Genomic DNA, 20,160 nt, shown 5'->3' on the forward strand with positions numbered 1-20,160 from the left:
GTTTCTGGTGATTATAGTTTCAAAGCCAGAAAACTGATTTTCGGCACAACAGGCAGTTTTTATGTAGAACAATTAAAGCCAGTTATTTAACTTACTTTAATATCTATTAAAGTGATTTAATATGAATTGTAGCTAAATTTACTATTATATTTTTAGTATAGATAAGTATTGGTTATTAATAAATTGAGTCTTTTAGGTCGAGTATGAATGCAGCTGCTCCTGTTGGTTTTGGAGCTAATTGTGAAGAGAACCACTGACTAGATTTTATGTATAGTCCTGCCCCAATAAAATCAATTGCTGCCTCAATAAATAATTTAGTTAAGCCTTTTGTGCTGTGATTACGGTCCGCTGCTGCCCTGATCTCTTTTCGTATTGTGGTATTGATTTCGTCAACTACATCGTTATAACAGAGATAAGCATCATGCAGTTTTTTATATGAAATGTATCTTCGGAATTCTGAACAATATTTGCTATTCGATACTGCATCGAATACGTTTGAATTAGGACCGAATTTTGTTGTGCAGTTTTGTATATATGCCATTACTACTTGAGTTGAAATATCGATTTCTGATTTTTTTTGCTCTGTTGGTTGTAGATGAGTTGGATGCATCAATCTGAATATTTCTTTTGAGTACGAATTTAATGCTAGATCAAATCCAAGCGTATTCTCGAACTGTTTGCAAATTGCAATATCGATAGCAACATTATTGATATTGCTAGAGTTCCCGTTAAGTTGAGTTAAAAGAACTAATAGCTCGTGAGTATGGTTATCGATAGCTCGACCTTCGTCATCCCACCAATTTACTCCCGCTGAAGCGACTTTCTCGATGTAGTCATCGTATAAGTTTCGGCTGATGTTAATGTCATAAACTTTATTTTGACTGTTTTCAATTGTTTTATGAAAAACAGGAATCTCTTCCGGTCTGTTATTAACCAATTCTTTGTCTAGAAATTTTATTTTTCCATGTTCTCTGAGCGATTGAGGGCAGAGGCTTTCGCAAAGAAACCATATTTCGTCGTAAAAAACCGATAATCCTAGAGCATTCTCAAGGATAGGGTTAGGTGAAGAATATCTATCATTTTTAGTTCTGCTAGCTTTGTTTTGGTAGTCATAAAAACTAGGGCTACTCAGCCCGAGAAATACTCTCGATGTCATATATATAAGTCCGTTTCAATAGTTGTTGATTCGTATATCTAAATTCTATTTATGTATACGTTCTCAAAGAGGCAAATAAAACCTCTCAGTAACTTAACTGTAAGTTGGTTTAATCCCCGATGTTTGGCTTTGCTCTTCAAGTTCAAAGCACTCTAAGCATTTTCATGTCAATGTAGGAATTGTATTTAATATATTTTTTCATATTTCGGCATCAAGGAAAACCTCTTTCTTTACAATTATTTAAGAGCTCTTTGTACAGCCTGTCAGCATTCTTCTTATATTTTTCAGATGCTTCTTTGGTTGCTGAATATTCATTCTCTGACTTGTCCGAGATATTCGTTATCCCCGACAGTCGCGCGATTTCATCCTCAACTTTGACTTTTTCATAGTGCTTTTCCAGCATACTGACGCTGGTTCCACATTGCTTCGTTAATGAAAATGTCTCAATGCCGTCAATCAGATGCCACGTGATAAATGAATGTCTCAGCGAGTAAAGAGTCTTAACGCTTTCACCCTCGAGCCTGATGTTGAGCCGCTTTAATACGTTGGTGAAATACCTACTGATGTTTTCCTTCGACGGCCTCGTGCCGTCTTTGAACCGGAATAGGTAATCGTCTTTCGTCCGCTCTGGAAAATTTTTGGCCATTTGGTTTATAGCGGCAATGAAGCTGGTTCTAACAATAATTGCTCTCGGGCCCGTTTTACCCTTTTTAATGATCACTCTGAGTGCAGGTATGCCATTTTCGAGTGTTATCTGAATGTCACCCCATTTTACGTTGTAGTATTCCTCTCCAGCTCGAACACCACTGCATAAGATGAATTCCATGATGTCGAACAGTATCGCTGCAGTTTCTCTCTCATTGGGGTTTGGTGAGGTCTTTTTTGTCGCAATCAAATGGTCTTGGATGCGGTCAATTTCTTCAAGAGTAAATGCGTCTCGCGGGTTAGCCTTACTACCATTATTTTCGAGGTTTCGAAGATCAATTCTTATGGGTATGTCTTTACCTATTGCTCTGGTAAAAACCTTTCTCAAGGCAATATTGTGCTTATTTAGCGAAGACTTTGATAATGCACCGTAAGTCGCTTCACGCCATCTGTAATAATCCTGAATATTTTTGTTCGTTATTGATTCAATCTCTAAGTCTTTAAAAAAATGTTCAGTAAATTTTGTAATTAAACTGGCATAGTGCTTTTCAGATTTATTATTCGACGGGTTAGACTCAATCTCTTTGATCACTTCATCAGCAAGCTTTCTAAAGGAATGTCCCTTTCCTTTAGACGTACTCGAACCGTTCAAAGTTAGTTCGGTATGCAGCTTTACAGCCAGTACGGTCGCATCTTTTTCAGATTCAGTTTTAAGCGATTTGGTGATCCATTTGCCACTTTGTAGCCGAACTCTGGCGCGCCAGTAAATTGAGTCGCTGTGAAGCGAAACATTCAAGCCATCAACACCGAGATCTAATGCTTTGACTACGCGCCCCATACTAGTCCTATATGTATTGCCTGCTGCGGTAGTTTTTCATCCAAATTCCCATTTCTGTCAATAACTTTGTCGTGTAGGTTACATCGCTAAGTTCTGCTGTCACCTTTAAATCTTCACCCAAATCAACGCCTGAAAGTTTAGACCTAAACATTTTCGGCACCACATGGCTGTAATGTTGTTCAATCATCTGGATACCAGTCCCGCATTGACGTGCAATGACGTCAATTGTGACGTTTTGAGCCATTAGCTCCCAAGTGATGTAGCTATGCCTGAGTGAATAGAGGGTGCGTTGGCCTTGTTTTGACTCTTTCAATCCTGTCTCACTTAGCGCTCTGTCAAAATGTCTTGGAAGCTCTTTCACTGGTTTACCGCAGGGTAAGACAAAGATTTTGTCGTCCGCTCGTCGATGAGGAAAGCGGCTGGTCAGTCTGCTAATGACGTTAACGACTGCCTCCTTGCAAACGATCTCTCTGGTTCCTGTGTATTTGGTGGTTTTACCTTTTCGGACAGCAACGAAGAACAGCAATTTTGAGTAGTTTAGTTCCGGCTGTAGGTCAGACCAAGTTAACTGATCAATCTCAGTCCCTGGCCGCATTCCTGTGCATATCGCAAAGTCCATATAGTCGAGTAGTAACTCTCTGATTTGCCGAGTTACTTCTTTCCTGCTGTTGAGCATCAATTGTTCAATTTGTTTTCGTACAGTCAGGTATTCTTGGGGGCTCAATGCAGCTCTGCGTTGGCCGCTCACTCCCTTGTTTTCCAGTGTCGGCACCTGACTTGGTAACAGCCATTTTTTCTTTACCGCATAGTCAAAAATCTGCATAAAAGCAGCGTTGTGGTTCAGGATCGTCGATTTGGCGGGGACTCGGCCAAGCTTTTCGATTCGCCATTGGTTAAATTTTGCCAATAGTTCGTCATCAATATGGGTGATAGCGACGTTTTCGAAAAAGGGGATATGGTATTTGCATAAGGCGTTGATGTAATCAGCGTAGATGACTTTGCCTTGCCCTAGACCAAGGGCTGTTTGCATATTGCTGATGACTTTTCTGGCCACAAGCCCAAACCGCTTGTTATTTACCAGCATCAGGTTAGAATTAACCCTGATCTCATATTCAATCAGCAGCCTGAAAGCACGTTCTGTGGCTTCCTGTTCGCAACTTGTTTTGGTTGTGCGTGATATATAAGTTTGGTTGACCTTCATTCGCGCTATCCAATTTGCTGAATTGCTTTGCACGAAGATTGAGAGGGTTGGTGAGAGCTTTTTTCGATGAATTACTGTGGCCATAACGACTGCTAGACACAGACTTTTATGTAAAGTCCGTGTAAAGTCTGCCCCTTTGATTTATAACTTGTTGTTTATCAAGGTATAAATCGTAAGCGCAATCGATTCAAAATCCGCTTTGTCTTTGTTGTGTCATTGCGCTCCACCGCTGACACGTGCCCAGTGCTCTTCAATCTGAGTACCGTCTTCCAGCCCCTGGTGCAGCCAGTTGTTGCCGCTGATTTTGCACTGGAAATGATAGGTTTTGCCCTGCAACCTTGGCAGCGAGGTGGCGTCGACCTGTTCGTGGTAGCCGCTGGCGTCGGCGCTGAAACTGCCGGAGGCGGCGACCTGGAACTTGCCGTCGGGCGCCCAGGTGATAAAGCTGAAATGGCGGCCGGCGATGAGTTTACGGCTTTTAGTCTGCTGATCTTTGATTTCAGCCACTACTTTGCCGCTTTGGTCGCGATAAATCGCGGATTGCAGCTCCCAGCTGCCCTGCAGCTCTTTGCTGCTACAGGCGTTTTCGGCGCTGGCGCTGCTGATCAATAACAAGGCACACAGCGTGGTGCACAGGCGGATTTGCGTGTTAGTTCGGCTTAACAAAAGTGACATGGCTGCGTTCCTGCGCAATTGACAACGTTGTCAATTTGCCTGAATTTCACACAGCGGGCAAGTCTGGCGAGCCGCCGTGGCTGACGCCCTGCCAACCGTCATGCTAGACTGCCGCCGGTTCTGAACTGGAGTTTGTATGTACACTGAAGCCCCCCGCGCCAGCCTGCTGCGCCGTTTGTCTGCCATCATGTACGACCTGCTGGTCATTTGTGCGATCTGGATGTTTGCCATGGCGCTGGCGCTGGCTGTCGTGGCATTGCTGGCCAAAGCCGGTGTGATTTCCCTGCAGGGCTATCAGGATGAAGCGGAATATATTCAAAAACATGCGCTGTGGTTTCAGCTGTACAGCACGGCGTGTATCTTGTGGTTTTATCTGTATTTCTGGGTCAAAGCCGGCCAGACACTCGGCATGCGCGCTTGGCGGATGTTGTTAATAAGCGCCGATGGTAAACCGGTGACTATGCGTCAGGCGCTTATTCGCTTACTGACAGCATTAGGCGGCATTGGTAATTTTTGGTTGTGGGTGCGCTGGGGCAAAGGCCTGGCGCTGCAGGACCAGTTGGCCGGCACCATCGTGGTGGTGCTGACAAAAGAACAAAGCAGCGCATTGAATTTACATAGGGATGCGCGGTAGGCCTTGGGCCTACCCGCGTTTTTGCATCAGATAGACGGCGATGCCGATAAACAGCGCGCTCGGCGCGATAGCGCCCAACAATGGCGGCAGCTGATACACCAGCGCGACCGGGCCAAACACTTCGTTGGCCATATAAAAACCAAAACCAGTCAGAATGCCCATCAGCACGCGCGCTGCCATCGTCACGCTGCGCAACGGGCCGAAAATAAACGACAACGCCAACAGCAACATCGCCACAATCGTCAGCGGCTGCGTGGCTTTACGCCAGTACGCCAGCTGATAGCGGCTGCTCTCCTGCTGATTGACCTGACGGTATTCGATATATTCGGCCAGGCCTTTTAAGCTCAGCAGTTCCGGTTTAATCGACATGACGCCAAGTTTGTCCGGCGTTAACGTTGAGCGCCAGCGCTGCTCAGGCCAATGATGTTTCTCAATTTTTTCATCACGAAACGCCAGCCGGCTGACGTCCTGCAACTGCCAGACGCCGTTAAAAAAACTGGCGGCGCGGGCGTGTACAATCGCCTGCAGCGCTAAGTCGGGCGTGAATTCAAAAATGGTGATGTCTTTCAGCGCACCATCGTCTGACACCTGGCGGATATTAACAAAATCATCGCCATCTTTGGCCCAGACGCCTTGTTGCGCGGCCAATAAATCCCCGCCGGAAATGGCCTTGGCTTTCAGTTCACGGGCGAATTTCTCCGCCGTCGGCGCGCCCCACTCGGCCACTGCCATCACCAGCACCATCATCAGCAAGGCGGTTTTCATCACCGAACTGATGATATTAAGCCGCGACAACCCGGCCGCCTGCATCACCACAAGCTCGCTGTTGCTGGCCAGCATGCCGAGGCCAATCAGGCCGCCAATCAGCGCTGCCATCGGGAAAAACGTCACCAAATCGCCGGGAATGGTAAACAGGCTGAACATCGCTGCCACCAACACTGTGTAGTCACCGCGATCGGTCAGCCGTAACTGGTCGATAAAACGGAACATACCGGATAACACCAAAAGCACGGTCAGGCTCAGCAACGTGGTGGATAAAATGATCCGGCCAATATACAAATCAATAATTTTAAGCATGTTGCCTCCGGCCCCGGCCATTCAGGCGGGCGGCAAAACGCTGATAACCGGCGCGGCTTTGCAGCAATAAAAATACGCCAAGCAGCAAAGCCATGGCGTGGATCCACCACATGCCGAGCCCCGCCGGAATTTTTTCATTTTCAATCAGGTTGCGACAGACAATCAGCAAAATGTAATAACCAAGGAATAACGCCAACGCCGGCAATAACTTACCAAATTTACCCTGGCGCGGATTAACCCGGCTCAGTGGCACTGCCAGTAACATCAGGATCGGAATGGACAACGGGATCGCCAGCCGCCAGTGCCACTCGGCTTTGGCTTCGGCACTGTCGATAGCGAGCAGCTGGTCCGTGGGCAGCGAGCTCAGCTTGCGCCGGCGCTGCTCGACCTGCTGTTCGCGGATCTGAATGTCGTAGCGGCCAAATTCCAGCACGTCGAATTGCGGCGCATCAACAGAACCTGCATAACGCCGGCCGTTGCTGAGCACCAGCCGCTGCGCACCGTTATTGTCTTCAGCGATGGCGCCGGTTTCGGCATACACCACGGAGCCGGTTAAGTTATCTTCGCTGGCCGATTGCGCCAGAAATACTCGGGATAACTGTGTACCGTCGCGGTTCATGTCCTGCACAAATACCACGGCTTTTTCATTGGAGGTTTGCTGGAAACGTCCGGGTAACAAGGTCGACAGGCCGGAATCGGCATCGGCTTTGGCCATAATTTCGTATTCTCGTTCGGCCGCCCACGGGCTTAAATACATCATCAGGCCACCGGCGGCCAAGGCCATCCCCAGGCTCAGGATCAGTGTCAGCCGGGTGACATACCATTCGCTGATGCCGGTGGCATGTAACACCGTCATTTCGCTTTCGGCATAGATGCGGCTGTAGGCAACCAAAACGCCTAAAAAAGCGGCTAAAGGCAGGATCAGCACCGCCAACTGCGGTAATTTCAAAGAAATCAAAGTCAGCACCAACTGGCCCGGTAATTCACCTTCTGAGGCGTCGGCCAGTATTTTCACGAAGCGCTGGCTTAAGATGATGGTGATCAGGATCAGAAATACCGCGAGCTGAGATTTAAAGACTTCACCAATCAAGTAGCGAAAAACAATCAAAAAAGCCCCCTAAAAACCTGTCTTTTTGCTGGCACGCTGGTAATTTTTAAGTAAACTGGATATTTATAGCAATTATTATCAACGAAACTGCAGCGGATTCCGAGCTTTTTTATTGGCCCCGACCAGCGTCTTCCCAAGCATAGCGCCGAGTCCGGCCCGCTGCTGCAATTTGTCTCTTTGAATCAGGAGTCCCCATGGAGTTCAGCGTTAAAAGCGGAAGTCCGGAAAAACAACGCAGTGCCTGCATTGTCGTTGGTGTTTATGAGCCGCGCCGGCTGTCCGCCGTGGCCGAACAGCTGGACAAAATCAGCGAAGGTTACATCAGCAATCTGTTGCGTCGGGGCGATCTTGAAGGCAAACCGGGCCAGATGTTATTACTGCACCATGTGCCGAATGTGCTTAGTGAGCGCGTGCTGCTGGTCGGTTGTGGCAAAGAACGTGAATTAGATGAACGCCAGTACCGCCAGATCATCGCCAAAACTATCAGTACACTGAACGAGACCGGCTCGATGGAAGCGGTCTGTTTCCTGTCTGAACTGCATGTCAAAGGCCGCGACACTTACTGGAAAGTCCGGCATGCCGTCGAAACGACGCAAGACTGCCTCTACGTATTCGATAAGTTAAAAAGCAAAAAAGACGAAACGCGCCGCCCGCTGCGTAAAATCGTCTTTAACGTGCCGACCCGGCGTGACCTGACTATCGGCGAGAAAGCCGTCGAACATGGTCTGGCAGTCGCTGCAGGCATCAAGCAATGTAAAGACGTCGGCAATATGCCGCCGAATATCTGTACGCCACTGTGGCTGGCTGAGCAGGCGAAAAAGCTGACCGAGCTGTCAGACAAAGTCAAAGTGGAAGTGCTGGGCACTGCCGAAATGGCGGCGTTGGGGATGAATTCATATCTCGCCGTGGCACGTGGTTCGGAAAATCCGGCGGCGATGGCCGTGATCCATTATCAGGGCGCCGCCGACAACAGCGCGCCGGTGGTACTGGTTGGCAAAGGCCTGACCTTTGACACCGGCGGCATCAGCATTAAACCAGCCGATGCGATGGATGAAATGAAATACGACATGTGTGGCGCCGCCTCTGTGCTTGGCACTATGCAGGCTGCCGCCTCGTTGGGCTTGCCGCTGAATATCATCGGCGTCTTAGCCGCAGCGGAAAACATGCCGGATGGCAACGCCTATCGCCCGGGTGACATTCTGACGACGATGTCGGGTCAGACGGTTGAGGTGCTGAATACCGACGCTGAGGGCCGCTTAGTGCTGTGTGACGCGCTGACTTATGTCGAACGTTTTGATCCGGATGTGGTCATCGACGTGGCAACGTTAACCGGCGCCTGTGTCATCGCACTCGGTAAACATGCGTCTGGCTTACTCAGTAACCACAATCCGCTGGCGCATGAGATTTTGAATGCGTCTGAGCAAAGTGGCGACCGCGCCTGGCGTTTACCGCTGTGGGACGATTATCAGGATCAGCTGGAAAGCCCGTTTGCGGATTTCAGCAACCTGGGTGGCCGCGCCGCCGGTACTATCACTGCCGCCTGTTTCCTGTCGCGTTTCACCCGCAAATATAACTGGGCGCATCTGGATATCGCCGGCACCGCCTGGCGCAGTGGCGGCAAAGACAAAGGCTCAACCGGCAGACCGGTCGCGATGCTGACGCAGTTTTTAATTAACCGCGCTGGCCATCATCCACAAGACTAACAGTGGTGGCCGGCATATTCTGCTGGCCCTCCCCTCTGTGCTGATGAGTACCTATTAATGCAAGTGCAATTTTATTTGCTGCAACAAGATGAGCTGGCAGGCATGCCGGCTCATTTTGCTTTGACCTGCCAGCTGTGCGCCGATTTGTTTCGCGCCAACCAGCGCGTCTTTGTCTACTGCCCAAATCAGCAAGACGCCGAGGCGGTCGATGAGGTATTATGGCAGTTTGACGCTGAACGCTTTGTGCCACACAACCTGGCAGGCGAAGGCCCGGCCCGTGGGGCTCCGGTCGAGATCAGCTGGCAAGGTCCAAGGACCAGCCGCCAGGTGCTGATTAACCTCACCGACACTGTGCCCGCTTTTGCCAACCGCTTCAGTCAGATCATCGAATTTGTGCCGGCGGCTGAACAAGGCAAAGCCGCGGCGCGACAGAAATTTAAACATTACCGTCAGCTTGGGGTGGAACCGCAAACGCGTACCCCGGAATAAGTTGTTGATGAGATCAGGCAGATACCATGGAAAAAACATTTAATCCAAGTCAAATCGAACAGGCGATGTACAACGCCTGGGAAAGCAAAGGCTATTTCAAACCGTCAGGTGACAACAGCAACGGCGCGTACTGCATCATGATCCCGCCGCCAAACGTCACTGGCAGCCTGCACATGGGCCATGCTTTTCAGCAAACCATCATGGATGCCCTGACCCGCTACAAACGCATGTTGGGTAAAAACACCTTGTGGCAGGTCGGCACCGACCACGCCGGGATCGCCACCCAAATGGTGGTAGAACGCAAACTCGCTGCCGCTGGCTTACCAGATCGTCACGCCATGGGCCGTGATGCCTTCATCGAAAAAGTCTGGGAATGGAAAGCCGAATCCGGCGGTACTATCACCTCGCAAATGCGCCGCCTCGGCAACTCAGTTGACTGGGATAAAGAACGTTTCACCATGGACGATGGCCTGTCGAACGCTGTACAGGAAGTGTTCGTGCGTTTGTATGAAGATGACCTGATTTACCGCGGCAAACGCCTGGTGAACTGGGATCCGAAACTGCATACCGCGATTTCAGACTTAGAAGTTGAAAACAAAGAACAACGCGGCCATTTCTGGCACCTGCGTTATCCACTGGCTGACGGCGTGAAAACGCTGGATGGCAAAGATTACATCGTGGTCGCCACCACGCGGCCGGAAACCATGCTCGGTGACACCGCCGTTGCCGTCAATCCGGACGACGAGCGTTACCAGTCGCTGATTGGCAAAGACATTCTGCTGCCCCTGGTTAATCGCCGCATCACGATTATCGCTGATGAACATGCCGACAAAGACAAAGGCTCGGGCTGCGTGAAAATCACCCCGGCGCACGATTTTAACGACTATGAAGTTGGTAAACGTCATGGTCTGACGCTGATCAACGTGATGACACCGGATGCGACTATCCGCGCCACCGGCGAATGTTTCTTCACCAACGGCGAAGAAAATACCGCAATGGAAGCGCCTATTCCGGCTGAATATGCCGGCTTAGAGCGCTTCGCCGCCCGTAAAGCCATTGTTGCCGCTTTAGATGCGTTGGGTTTGCTGGATAAAGTTGAAGAGCTGACCAACACGCTGCCGTACGGCGACCGTTCTGGTGTGGTGATCGAGCCGATGCTGACCGACCAGTGGTACGTGCGCGTCGCGCCAATGGCCAAAACCGCGATTGAAGCCGTGGAAAACGGCGACATCCAGTTTGTGCCAAAACAATACGAGAACATGTACTACAGCTGGATGCGTGACATTCAGGACTGGTGTATTTCCCGTCAACTGTGGTGGGGCCACCGTATTCCGGCCTGGTATGCTGCAGATGGCAAAGTGTATGTTGGCCGCAATGAAGCCGAAGTGCGCGCCAAACATGGCTTAGACGACAGCGTTGCGCTGTGTCAGGACAACGACGTGTTAGATACCTGGTTCTCGTCAGCCCTGTGGACTTTCTCCACGCTGGGCTGGCCAGACAACACTGAAGATTTAAAAACCTTCCACCCGACCGACGTGCTGGTGACTGGTTTTGACATCATTTTCTTCTGGGTAGCCCGGATGATTATGATGACGATGCATTTCATCAAAGACGAAAACGGCAAGCCGCAAGTACCGTTTAAGACTGTGTATGTGACTGGTCTTATCCGCGACGAAAACGGCGACAAAATGTCGAAATCTAAGGGCAATGTCATCGACCCGCTGGATATGATTGACGGCATCAGCCTCGAAGATCTGCTGGAAAAACGCACCAGCAACATGATGCAGCCGCAGCTGGCGGAAAAAATCGGCAATCAGACGAAAAAACAATTCCCGGAAGGTATTGAAGCCACCGGCACTGACGCGCTGCGCTTCACCTTAGCGGCACTGGCGTCCACCGGCCGTGATATCAACTGGGATATGAAGCGCCTGGAAGGTTACCGCAATTTCGTTAACAAGCTGTGGAACGCCAGCCGCTATGTAACGATGATGACTGAAGACAAAGACACCGGTTTGAACGGCGGCGACATCGAACTGTCGCTGGCTGATCATTGGATCCTGAGCCAGTACCAGGAAACAGTGACGCAGTTCCGGCAGTACCTCGACAGCTACCGTTTTGATATGGCGGCCAACACGCTGTACGAATTTACCTGGAACCAGTTCTGTGACTGGTATCTGGAGCTGACAAAACCTGTGCTGTTCAAAGGCACTGAAGCGCAACAACGCGGCACCCGCCAGACACTGGTAACAGTGCTGGAATCGTTGCTGCGTCTGATGCACCCAATCATGCCATTTATCACCGAAGAGATTTGGCAACGCGTTGCGCCGCTGGCGAAAAAAGATTTCAGCGCCGGCATCAGTATTATGAACCAATCCTATCCGCAAGCGGACAGCGCGCTGGTCAACACTGCTGCGCAAGCCGATATCGAATGGGTCAAAGGCTTTATTCTGGCCATTCGTAACATCCGCGGTGAAATGGATATTGCACCAACCAAGCCACTGCCGGTGTTGCTGCGCAATCTGTCGGCGGAAGACAGCCGTCGCCTGGAGCAAAACCGCGCCCTGCTGCTGAACTTAGCCAAACTGGACAGCATCACGGTATTAACTGATGCAGATACAGCGCCTGCGAGCGCTACACAGCTGTTAGGCGCGATGGACCTGCTGATCCCAATGGCCGGCCTGATTGACAAAGACGCTGAACTGTCGCGCATTGCCAAGCAACTGGAGAAGATGCAGCAGGAAGTCAGCCGTGTCGCCGGCAAGCTTGCCAACGAAGGTTTTGTCGCCAAAGCACCGGAAGCGGTACTGGCGAAAGAGCGCGAGAAACTGGCCGACGCCGAAGCCGCCGTCGCCAAACTGCTGGCACAGCAAGCACAGATCGCTGCGCTGTAATAACGTTTTTACGATTCCACGAGGCGACCTGAGGGTCGCCTTTTTTATCCGGCCACTGTCATAAATCTGCCATCAACAACTACTAGGCTGAGGATCACAATCAAGCGGAGTTGGCCATGTTACCCTATAAAAAACTGTTACTGCGTCGAAATGCGTTTTTCCGGCAACAACTGTCAATGCAGCTGCAGGACGCGAGCCCGGTAGCAGACAACATAGATCCACTGCATGAGACCGGTGTAAAAGGCCATCCAGCCACACTCCACGCACACACCGACGATGCCTCATCCTCTCACGCTGTAACCCTATTGCAGCAATTGTCACGCTAAGTCAGTCGCAACTTGAACGCCGCAATAGAACAACACGACATAGCATAGAATTTATTCCATTCAGTTTCACTTGCACCCGCGTCATTTTCATTCCCTCATGTTGAATTACAACACTTAACAAATGTCCATATTTTATACACGCTGTATATCAAATTTCGTGAATTATTCATATTTATCAATTAGATAAATTGTGGCGCATTTTTTGCCAATGTTAGCGCGGACATGTAGTTTCGTCTGAAGGTCAAAATACAATTCACATGGAGAGTCTTATGCGTAAATTAATCGCTGCCACCGCACTGGCAGTCGCTACAGTGCCAATGACAGCATCTGCAAGTCTGGTCACTCAATGGCAATATCTGGCAACTTCTAACTGGTCACAACCTGTAGTGTTCTCTGCTTCTGGTAACGGCTCTACCTCAGTGAGCAACGACGTGATCAGTTGGGGAGCGACCGGCGGATCTTACAAAGGTGCTGGCCCGAAAAACCGCAGTGCACTTGAGATCGCTGGTATGGCAGCGCCTGCCACTGCAAACACAAACGCTGTTAATGCGTCATTAACCAATTCCATCACCCACTACAACAACGTCCTGAATGGCTACTCAACGTTAACCAGCGCGGTGTTAACCACCTCACTGCAGTTACAGCCATGGGCGCCGGTGATTGGGCCTGTGTTCCCGCCTAAAGTGTTGAACTTTGATATCCGTTTTAAAGAAACCAGCAATACCAGCTCTGCCGCGAACTGTGGTTTTGCCAGCACTGGTGCCTGCGATGACATTTTTGTCATCGACAACCCGGCCAGTCTGGTTACTAACTTCATTTACGATGGTTTCAAATACACTGTAAAACTGGTGGAAACCACACAAACTCTGGGCGGTTTGTCAGCAGCAGCTTGTGCTATTGCCAATTCAGCGCCTAACTGTGTTGGCTTCCAGACTGTTGAAGGTCAAAACACTACAGCTCAGTTTGGCTTCACCATTGAAAGCGAGAAAATCACAGTGCCAGCACCAGCAACACTGGGTTTACTGGCGTTTTCAGTTTTAGGGCTGAGCTTGTCTGCACGTCTGCGTAAAAAAGCCTGATCAAATTCTGGCGAAAAAGGCTCTGCGGAGCCTTTTTTTCGAAAGCAGGTTTATGAAGTGATATCCACCAAGCGCAGCCTGACGGCATCATTCTTCGAGGATGGCTCTGGAAACAAAAAAGCCTGCAGATGCAGGCTTTTTTCTGACCGTTTCAGTTATTTCGCTGAGCGACGACGGCCGTACATGAACAGTGATAACAGACCAAGACCCAATGCGCCAGTGCCGGCTGGTGCTGACACTTCCACACCGTTGATCAACAGACCAAACATTGCAGCAGTTGCAGCTTGTTCAATGGTTTTAAAGCCAAGGCAACCTGCAGCAGCACCTGCTTGAGCACAAGCTGCCGGGCTCAGGCCTGTCAGACTTGAAGTAGTTTCAACAACCGCTGTGGTGTACTTAACGCCGTCGTAAATGAAGCTGCTGACCAAATCACCGATTTCGATCACAAAGATGTCATCGCAGTTTGACGAGCTGTCAAAACCGCAACTGCCATCGTTTGGTGTTTCAATAAACCGGATGGTGAAATTTAATGTTTTGGTAGGCAACGCTGATTCAGGCGTTGGCAGGAAAGGTTTCAGTTTTAACGTGGTTTTTAACAGCGCTGTTTCAAGGCTTTTAGTACCACCGGCCAGAATGTTGTTGAAGTGCGTAATGACGTTAGTCAGAACCGGCATCATACTGTTGGTGACTAAGTCAGTGCCGCTTTGTGGGCTGTTGCTAATCACCAGAGCACTGCGGTTTTTCGGGCTGCTGCTATAACTGCCGCCATCAGCGCCCCAGCTCAGTACAGAGCTGCTTGTGCTGGTTGTACCATCACCGAGAGCCTGAAAGGTTGCACCAGTCCACTCAGAAGCGACTTCATATTCCCACTGAGTGACCAATGCCGCTTGAGCGAGCTGCGGTAATAAGAACGCACAAGCCAGTGCTGTAGTTTTGATTAATCTTTTCATGATCTTCTCCTTGAGAACGAATTCGATACTATAGACATCTGGGTACGGCTTCGGTGTCCTGATAAACATGTAAGCATTAACCGGACCAAAATTAAAGTTCTTTCTAATTCAGTGATTTATAATGTACCTAATTTGCTTTCCGTAAATTTTATTGACAGTTATTGACTCAGCGGCAAAACCGGCACCTATAAAAAAAGGAGCTGGTAAAAGCTCCTTTTTCGGTCAGGTCGGCACGAAGCGGTTATTCTTCGTCATCCTCTTCAAATTCTTCGTCACCTTCGAAGTAGGTACCCCAGCCGTCATATTCGATACCGAATTTTTGTGCCAGTTGTTCCAGTTTGATTGCATCAGCAGTGATATCTGTGGCATTCAGCGATTGTTCGCGGATCGCGTCAAATACCCAGGCGCTGCCGCCGTCTTCAAACTCTACTTCCTCTGCATCAGTGACTTCAAACCCAAGTTTAAACACTTCTACTGCCAGCTTTTCCAGCTGAGCAAAATCGGCATGATAAAAATGGTGTTCGACTGTGTACTCGGCATCCGGATCGCTGCCGTCTTCCAACAGTGCATTGACGGTTTCTTCGGTAAATTCTTGCCAGTTTTCAGACATCTGGATCATCCTGTGACAGTTGTAGTCTGCGCAGTGTAATCGCTGCTTAACTCGCTATCAAGCTGAGCAATTTTCGCTGCCATCATCTCGCGCACCTGACTGGCGATTTCGCGTACTGGCGCGTGCAATTCGGCCGGGCTTAATGGTGGCAGGAACTCGATAATGATGCGGCCATTATTCCAGCGGTTTAACCGGATCTGGCTGCTGGTGCTGCTCATACAAATCGGTACTATACCAACCTGAGCCTGCTGGGCGATGTGAAAGGCGCCGGTTTTAAATGGCAACAATCCCCGACCGCGGCTACGCGTCCCTTCCGGAAACACCCAGACTGACAGCTGATCCCGGGTGATACGCTCGACAGCGCCTTGCATGGTGCCAACGGCTTTGCTTTTGTTATTGCGGTCAATCAGGATATTGCCGAGGAACCAATACAGCTGGCCAAAAAACGGGATCCATTTCAGGCTTTTTTTACCGATGGTGACAGTGCCCGGCACCAAAGCGCCACTGATAGTAAACAAATCATAATTATTCTGGTGATTGGCCAGAAATACACAAGGCATCGCCGCAGTGACAGCCGGATGGCGGCGGATTTCAACCGTCACGCCTAAAATCTTACTGGCTTTGCCATACCAGCCTGACACCACACCAACATTCTCACGGTGAAAAGGCCGGGCCAGACACAACACCAAACCTGCCACCGTCGTGATGACAATAAATACAGCCAATAAAATAATTCGGATGACAGCTAACACGGCATAACCTCATTTCAATCAGGTCGGCAGTATAAACTGTTTACAGCTGTACGCTGGTTTGATCTGTGCAGAGTTGCCGGTATTCAGCCAGATTTGTTGCGTAGTCAGCTAAAGTTTTGCTAATCCAGAGCACAACTGTGTACTGAACCGGACGCAGTAACAGCACTTGTCCTTCCCCAGGACCAGGGTCATCGCCGGCCTACTGTCAGGCATCAGAAAGCAGAAACCACCCGCAGGTGGTTTCTGTTCCAGATTACAGTGCGGAGTCACCGACTTCGCCGACCAACAGCTCATCGATACGCTGTAGCCCACGCGGTAACTTATTCCCCCGCCGGCCACGTTCACCAACATAATGTGCCAGATCAGTGGCTTTGATCGTCATCTTGCGTTTACCGGCCACTAAAGTGACACCGCTGTCGGCCGGCACGACGGCCAGAATTTTCAGATACTCTTCACGGCTGGCGGCACGCGCTGAGGCGATACTGAGGATCTTATTGCCTTTACCTTTAGCCAGTTTCGGCAGCTCAGACACCGGGAATACCAGCATGCGGCCTTCATTCGAAATCGCCACCACCTGATCAGTGGCCGGATCTTTAATCGGCTGCGGCGTCATCACTTTGGCGCCAGTCGGCAGACTCAGCAGCGCTTTGCCGGCCTTGTTGCGGCTGATCAGATCTTCGAAGCTCGCGACAAAACCGTAACCCGCATCGCTGGCGATCAACAGCTGAAGCTGGTTCTCAGCCATCAGCACATGCTCGAAATTCTCGCCGGCCACTAAAGCGAACCGTGTGGTTAACGGCTCGCCCTGACCACGAGCCGATGGCAGATCATGTGCTTCGGCGGCAAAACTACGGCCACTGGAATCGATAAATGCCGCATATTGATTGCTACGGCCGCTCGCAGCCGACTTAAAGCCGTCACCAGCTTTGTATTGCAGACTATTACCATCCACGTCGGTGCCTTTGGCACAGCGCACCCAGCCTTTTTCCGACAGGATCACTGTGACCGCTTCACTCGGCAGCAACTCTTTTTCACTGAGCGCTTTGGCTTCTTCGCGTTGAACGATCGGGCTACGGCGGTCATCACCGTATTTTTTCGCATCAGCGAGCAATTCAGTGCGGATCAGTTTAGTCAGTTTGCTTTCACTGCCCAAAATGCCCTGCAAATATTCACGCTCTTTGTTCAGCTCGTCCTGCTCGGCGCGAATTTTAAACTCTTCGAGTTTCGCCAGGTGACGCAGTTTCAGTTCCAGAATCGCTTCGGCCTGACGATCAGTCAGTAAAAACCGCTCGATCAGTACCGGCTTCGGCTCATCGTTTTCGCGAATAATGCGGATCACTTCGTCAATATTCAGAAACGCGATTAACAGGGCTTCCAGCACATGCAGCCGGTCGAGCACTTTATCAAGGCGATATTGCAAGCGGCGGCGCACGGTATCGCGGCGGAACACCAGCCATTCGCTGAGAATTTCCAGCAGGTTTTTCACCCGCGGCCGTTGATCGAGGCCAAGGATATTCAAATTCACCCGGTAGGATTTTTCTAAATCCGTCGTGGCGAACAGATGCTGCATCAGTTGTTCAACGTCGATGCGGTTGGAGCGTGGCACCACCACGATACGGGTCGGGCTTTCGTGGTCTGATTCATCGCGCAGGTCTGACACCATCGGCAGCTTTTTCGCATTCATCTGCGCGGCGATTTGTTCCAGCACTTTGGCGCCGGAAGTCTGATGCGGCAACGCGGTAATGACGATATCACCATCTTCAACGGTATAAATTGCCCGCATCCGCACACTGCCACGACCGGTTTCATAAATGGTCTGCAATTCATGCTGCGGCGTGATAATTTCGGCGTCGGTTGGATAATCCGGCCCTTTGACATACTGCAGCAAGTCCGGCACTGACGCGGTCGGGTTGTCCAATAAATGGCAGGCGGCGTCGGTAATTTCGCGCACATTGTGCGGTGGAATGTCTGTGGCCATACCGACCGCGATACCGGTGACACCGTTCAGCAGGATATGCGGCAAGCGGGCTGGCAGTACTTTGGGTTCATCCAGTGTGCCGTCGAAATTTGGGATCCAGTCAACCGTGCCCTGCCCCAACTCACTTAACAGCAGCTCGCTGAAACGCGACAGCTTTGCTTCGGTGTAACGCATTGCAGCGAATGATTTCGGGTCATCCGGTGCGCCCCAGTTGCCCTGGCCATCAACCAACGGATAACGGTACGAAAATGGCTGCGCCATCAGCACCATCGCTTCGTAACAGGCACTGTCGCCATGCGGGTGGAACTTACCCAACACGTCACCAACGGTACGGGCGGACTTTTTATATTTCGCAACGTGCGACAAGCCGAGCTCAGACATGGCATAAACGATGCGGCGCTGCACCGGCTTCAAGCCGTCACCGATATGCGGTAACGCCCGGTCCATAATCACGTACATCGAATAATTGAGATAGGCTTCTTCAGTAAAAAGCCGCATCGGGCGTTGTTCAATCCCGTCGGCGCTGATGATGATATCAGTCATGCATTACCCTTTTCGGCAAAATTAGCCTTATTCTGTGGCTGAAAGACTCTGACGACGGCGTCGCCACTGCCACAGCAATAATGTCAGCAGGATCAGACTGGTGCTGGCAAACAGCCCAATCCACAACCATTGGATCTGACGCTTACGTTCTACTTCCTGTAATCGCAGAGCCTGCAGCTCATTGTCCTTTTGCAACAACTCGTTTTTCGCCTGTTGGCGCTCAGCATCAAAGCTCAAACGCAGCTTTTGCACCTGCAAATCGCGTTTATCGTCTTGCAGGCTGACATAATTTTTGAAGAACTGATCGAGCAGGCTGTAGGCTTTCTCAAAGTCACCATTGTCGGCATACAAATGCGATTTTAACCGGTCAAAATGTAAGGCAAAAAATTTGTCCGACACGTTGCGCTGGTTACCAAGCGTCTCTGCCGCCAAATCCACTTCCTGAAAGGCCAGGCTGGTCTGGCCCAATGCGCGGTAAATCAGCGCTTTTTCAAAATGATGCTCGCTGAGCTGATAAGTCGATTGCAGATACGGCAGGTACGTATCGGCCTGCTCCATGTAAGACACAGCGGCATCGTACTTTTTCATCCCGCGGTGGGTCGTCGCGAGGCCCAGATAAGCATAATAAGACTGCACCGGATCTTCGGCCTGCAAGCTGGCTTTCAGCATTTTGTCGAAAATTTCCAGCGCCAGTTCCGGCTTGCTCTGGTTACGGTAGGTCATCGCCAGATTGTACCAGACTGAAATTTTGCTTTTCTCCCAGCCCAGCTCATCGAATAAGCGATAGGATTCTTCCAGCAGCTTGCGCGCTTCTTCATCGCTCATCAGCATGGTGTACATCAGACCTAATTCGGCATTAACACTGGCCAATGTTTCTTTATCGCCAAGCTTCACGGCGCGGTCATAGGCTTGTTTTAACGTTTCCAATGCATCCTGATCCTGATTTTCTTCCGCCAGCATCGCCGCCAGATTAAGTTGTCCCAGGATCATCAGTTTTTCGTCTTTCAGCTCGGTCGCTAACGCCATGCCTTTTTTATAATATTCATTGGCTTGTGCATATTCCCGATGCATTTCCAGTGCATAGCCCATGCTAAACAGCAATTCGACATGGGTTTTACTGAGTAAATCCGGCACCAGCGCCAGCCCGCGCTCTGCCGCCGCTAATTGATCGCGATGCCGGCCCAATGCCTCATAAATCAGCGATAATTCATTCAGCCAGCTGGCCTGCAGCGTGGCATTCCAGTTGCCAAACTCGGCTTCATGGCTCAGCGCCTGCTGTAACATAGCTTCAGGCTGAATATTTTTCTGTTGTTGAATTTGCAGCATCCATTCCGGTAACGCTGCAGTGCTGTCATTGTTGGCCAGCACGGACGCTGACCAACACCACAGACAACTCAGTAATATTGCTGCACAGACTTTCATAGTAATAATAATTCATCCAAAGTGCATAAATTTGCGGCTCAGAGTACCGTGACCAATCAAGGCTGACAATCCCCGGACGTATT

17 protein-coding genes are annotated in these 20,160 nt (G+C 50.1%); 6 read left to right on the forward strand and 11 right to left on the reverse strand.

Translation table 11 applies throughout. The annotated features are described in order from the left end of the window. Positions 1 to 175 precede the first annotated feature (175 nt). The 4 genes from ATY27_RS17455 to ATY27_RS17470 all read right to left on the reverse strand — a co-directional run bounded on the left by ATY27_RS17455 (position 176) and on the right by ATY27_RS17470 (position 4,515). The gene (locus ATY27_RS17455; RefSeq protein WP_208931872.1) at positions 176 to 1,156 is read right to left on the reverse strand and encodes a hypothetical protein; all 981 of its coding nucleotides are present in this window, start codon (positions 1,154 to 1,156) and stop codon (positions 176 to 178) included. A gap of 211 nt (positions 1,157 to 1,367) precedes the next feature. Beyond that, entirely contained in the window at positions 1,368 to 2,639 is a 1,272-nt protein-coding gene (locus ATY27_RS17460; RefSeq protein WP_208931874.1) for a site-specific integrase, read from the reverse strand. 7 nt (positions 2,640 to 2,646) lie between these two features. Next, entirely contained in the window at positions 2,647 to 3,924 is a 1,278-nt protein-coding gene (locus tag ATY27_RS17465; protein ID WP_208931876.1) for a tyrosine-type recombinase/integrase, read from the reverse strand. Positions 3,925 to 4,053: 129 nt separating this feature from the next. Further along, a complete protein-coding gene (locus tag ATY27_RS17470; RefSeq protein ID WP_208931877.1) occupies positions 4,054 to 4,515 on the reverse strand; it encodes a hypothetical protein in 462 nt (153 codons plus the stop codon). 136 nt (positions 4,516 to 4,651) lie between these two features. On the opposite strand from ATY27_RS17470, the gene ATY27_RS17475 reads away from it, so the two are divergent. Continuing rightward, positions 4,652 to 5,149, forward strand: a complete 498-nt coding sequence (locus ATY27_RS17475; RefSeq protein WP_208931879.1) for an RDD family protein — start codon at positions 4,652 to 4,654, stop codon at positions 5,147 to 5,149. A 9-nt stretch (positions 5,150 to 5,158) separates the two neighbouring features. Here the strand turns inward: ATY27_RS17475 and lptG are convergent, their stop codons facing one another. Next, complete coding sequence (lptG, locus tag ATY27_RS17480; protein ID WP_208931881.1) at positions 5,159 to 6,226, reverse strand: LPS export ABC transporter permease LptG; 1,068 nt, start codon at positions 6,224 to 6,226, stop codon at positions 5,159 to 5,161. Then, entirely contained in the window at positions 6,219 to 7,334 is a 1,116-nt protein-coding gene (lptF, locus tag ATY27_RS17485; RefSeq protein WP_208931882.1) for an LPS export ABC transporter permease LptF, read from the reverse strand. The genes lptG and lptF overlap by 8 nt, the downstream gene beginning before the upstream one ends. Positions 7,335 to 7,528: 194 nt before the next feature. On the opposite strand from lptF, the gene pepA reads away from it, so the two are divergent. From pepA to ATY27_RS17510, 5 genes are all read left to right on the forward strand, one after another. Continuing rightward, a complete protein-coding gene (gene pepA, locus ATY27_RS17490; protein ID WP_208931884.1) occupies positions 7,529 to 9,037 on the forward strand; it encodes a leucyl aminopeptidase in 1,509 nt (502 codons plus the stop codon). 57 nt (positions 9,038 to 9,094) lie between these two features. Further along, positions 9,095 to 9,526: a DNA polymerase III subunit chi gene (locus tag ATY27_RS17495; RefSeq protein WP_208931885.1), complete on the forward strand. Its 432-nt coding sequence runs from the start codon at positions 9,095 to 9,097 to the stop codon at positions 9,524 to 9,526. Positions 9,527 to 9,552: 26 nt separating this feature from the next. Continuing rightward, positions 9,553 to 12,417, forward strand: a complete 2,865-nt coding sequence (locus ATY27_RS17500) for a valine--tRNA ligase (RefSeq protein ID WP_208931887.1) — start codon at positions 9,553 to 9,555, stop codon at positions 12,415 to 12,417. A 116-nt stretch (positions 12,418 to 12,533) separates the two neighbouring features. Further along, positions 12,534 to 12,743, forward strand: coding sequence for a hypothetical protein (locus ATY27_RS17505; RefSeq protein WP_208931888.1), 210 nt, complete (start codon positions 12,534 to 12,536; stop codon positions 12,741 to 12,743). Positions 12,744 to 13,012: 269 nt separating this feature from the next. Next, positions 13,013 to 13,822: a THxN family PEP-CTERM protein gene (locus ATY27_RS17510; protein WP_208931889.1), complete on the forward strand. Its 810-nt coding sequence runs from the start codon at positions 13,013 to 13,015 to the stop codon at positions 13,820 to 13,822. A gap of 155 nt (positions 13,823 to 13,977) precedes the next feature. Here the strand turns inward: ATY27_RS17510 and ATY27_RS17515 are convergent, their stop codons facing one another. The 5 genes from ATY27_RS17515 to ATY27_RS17535 form a co-directional block, all read right to left on the reverse strand. Continuing rightward, complete coding sequence (locus ATY27_RS17515; RefSeq protein WP_208931891.1) at positions 13,978 to 14,772, reverse strand: THxN family PEP-CTERM protein; 795 nt, start codon at positions 14,770 to 14,772, stop codon at positions 13,978 to 13,980. Positions 14,773 to 15,013: 241 nt separating this feature from the next. Beyond that, positions 15,014 to 15,382 carry a ribonuclease E inhibitor RraB gene (rraB, locus tag ATY27_RS17520; RefSeq protein WP_244151352.1) on the reverse strand — a complete coding sequence of 123 codons (369 nt, stop codon included), beginning with the start codon at positions 15,380 to 15,382 and terminating at the stop codon, positions 15,014 to 15,016. A gap of 5 nt (positions 15,383 to 15,387) precedes the next feature. After that, positions 15,388 to 16,134: a 1-acylglycerol-3-phosphate O-acyltransferase gene (locus ATY27_RS17525; protein WP_208931894.1), complete on the reverse strand. Its 747-nt coding sequence runs from the start codon at positions 16,132 to 16,134 to the stop codon at positions 15,388 to 15,390. A gap of 253 nt (positions 16,135 to 16,387) precedes the next feature. Beyond that, positions 16,388 to 18,655: a DNA topoisomerase IV subunit A gene (gene parC / locus ATY27_RS17530; protein ID WP_208931895.1), complete on the reverse strand. Its 2,268-nt coding sequence runs from the start codon at positions 18,653 to 18,655 to the stop codon at positions 16,388 to 16,390. Positions 18,656 to 18,682: 27 nt separating this feature from the next. Further along, complete coding sequence (locus tag ATY27_RS17535) at positions 18,683 to 20,077, reverse strand: tetratricopeptide repeat protein (RefSeq protein WP_208931896.1); 1,395 nt, start codon at positions 20,075 to 20,077, stop codon at positions 18,683 to 18,685. Between the last annotated feature and the right edge of the window lie 83 nt (positions 20,078 to 20,160).

This window comes from Rheinheimera sp. F8 (assembly GCF_001518915.1).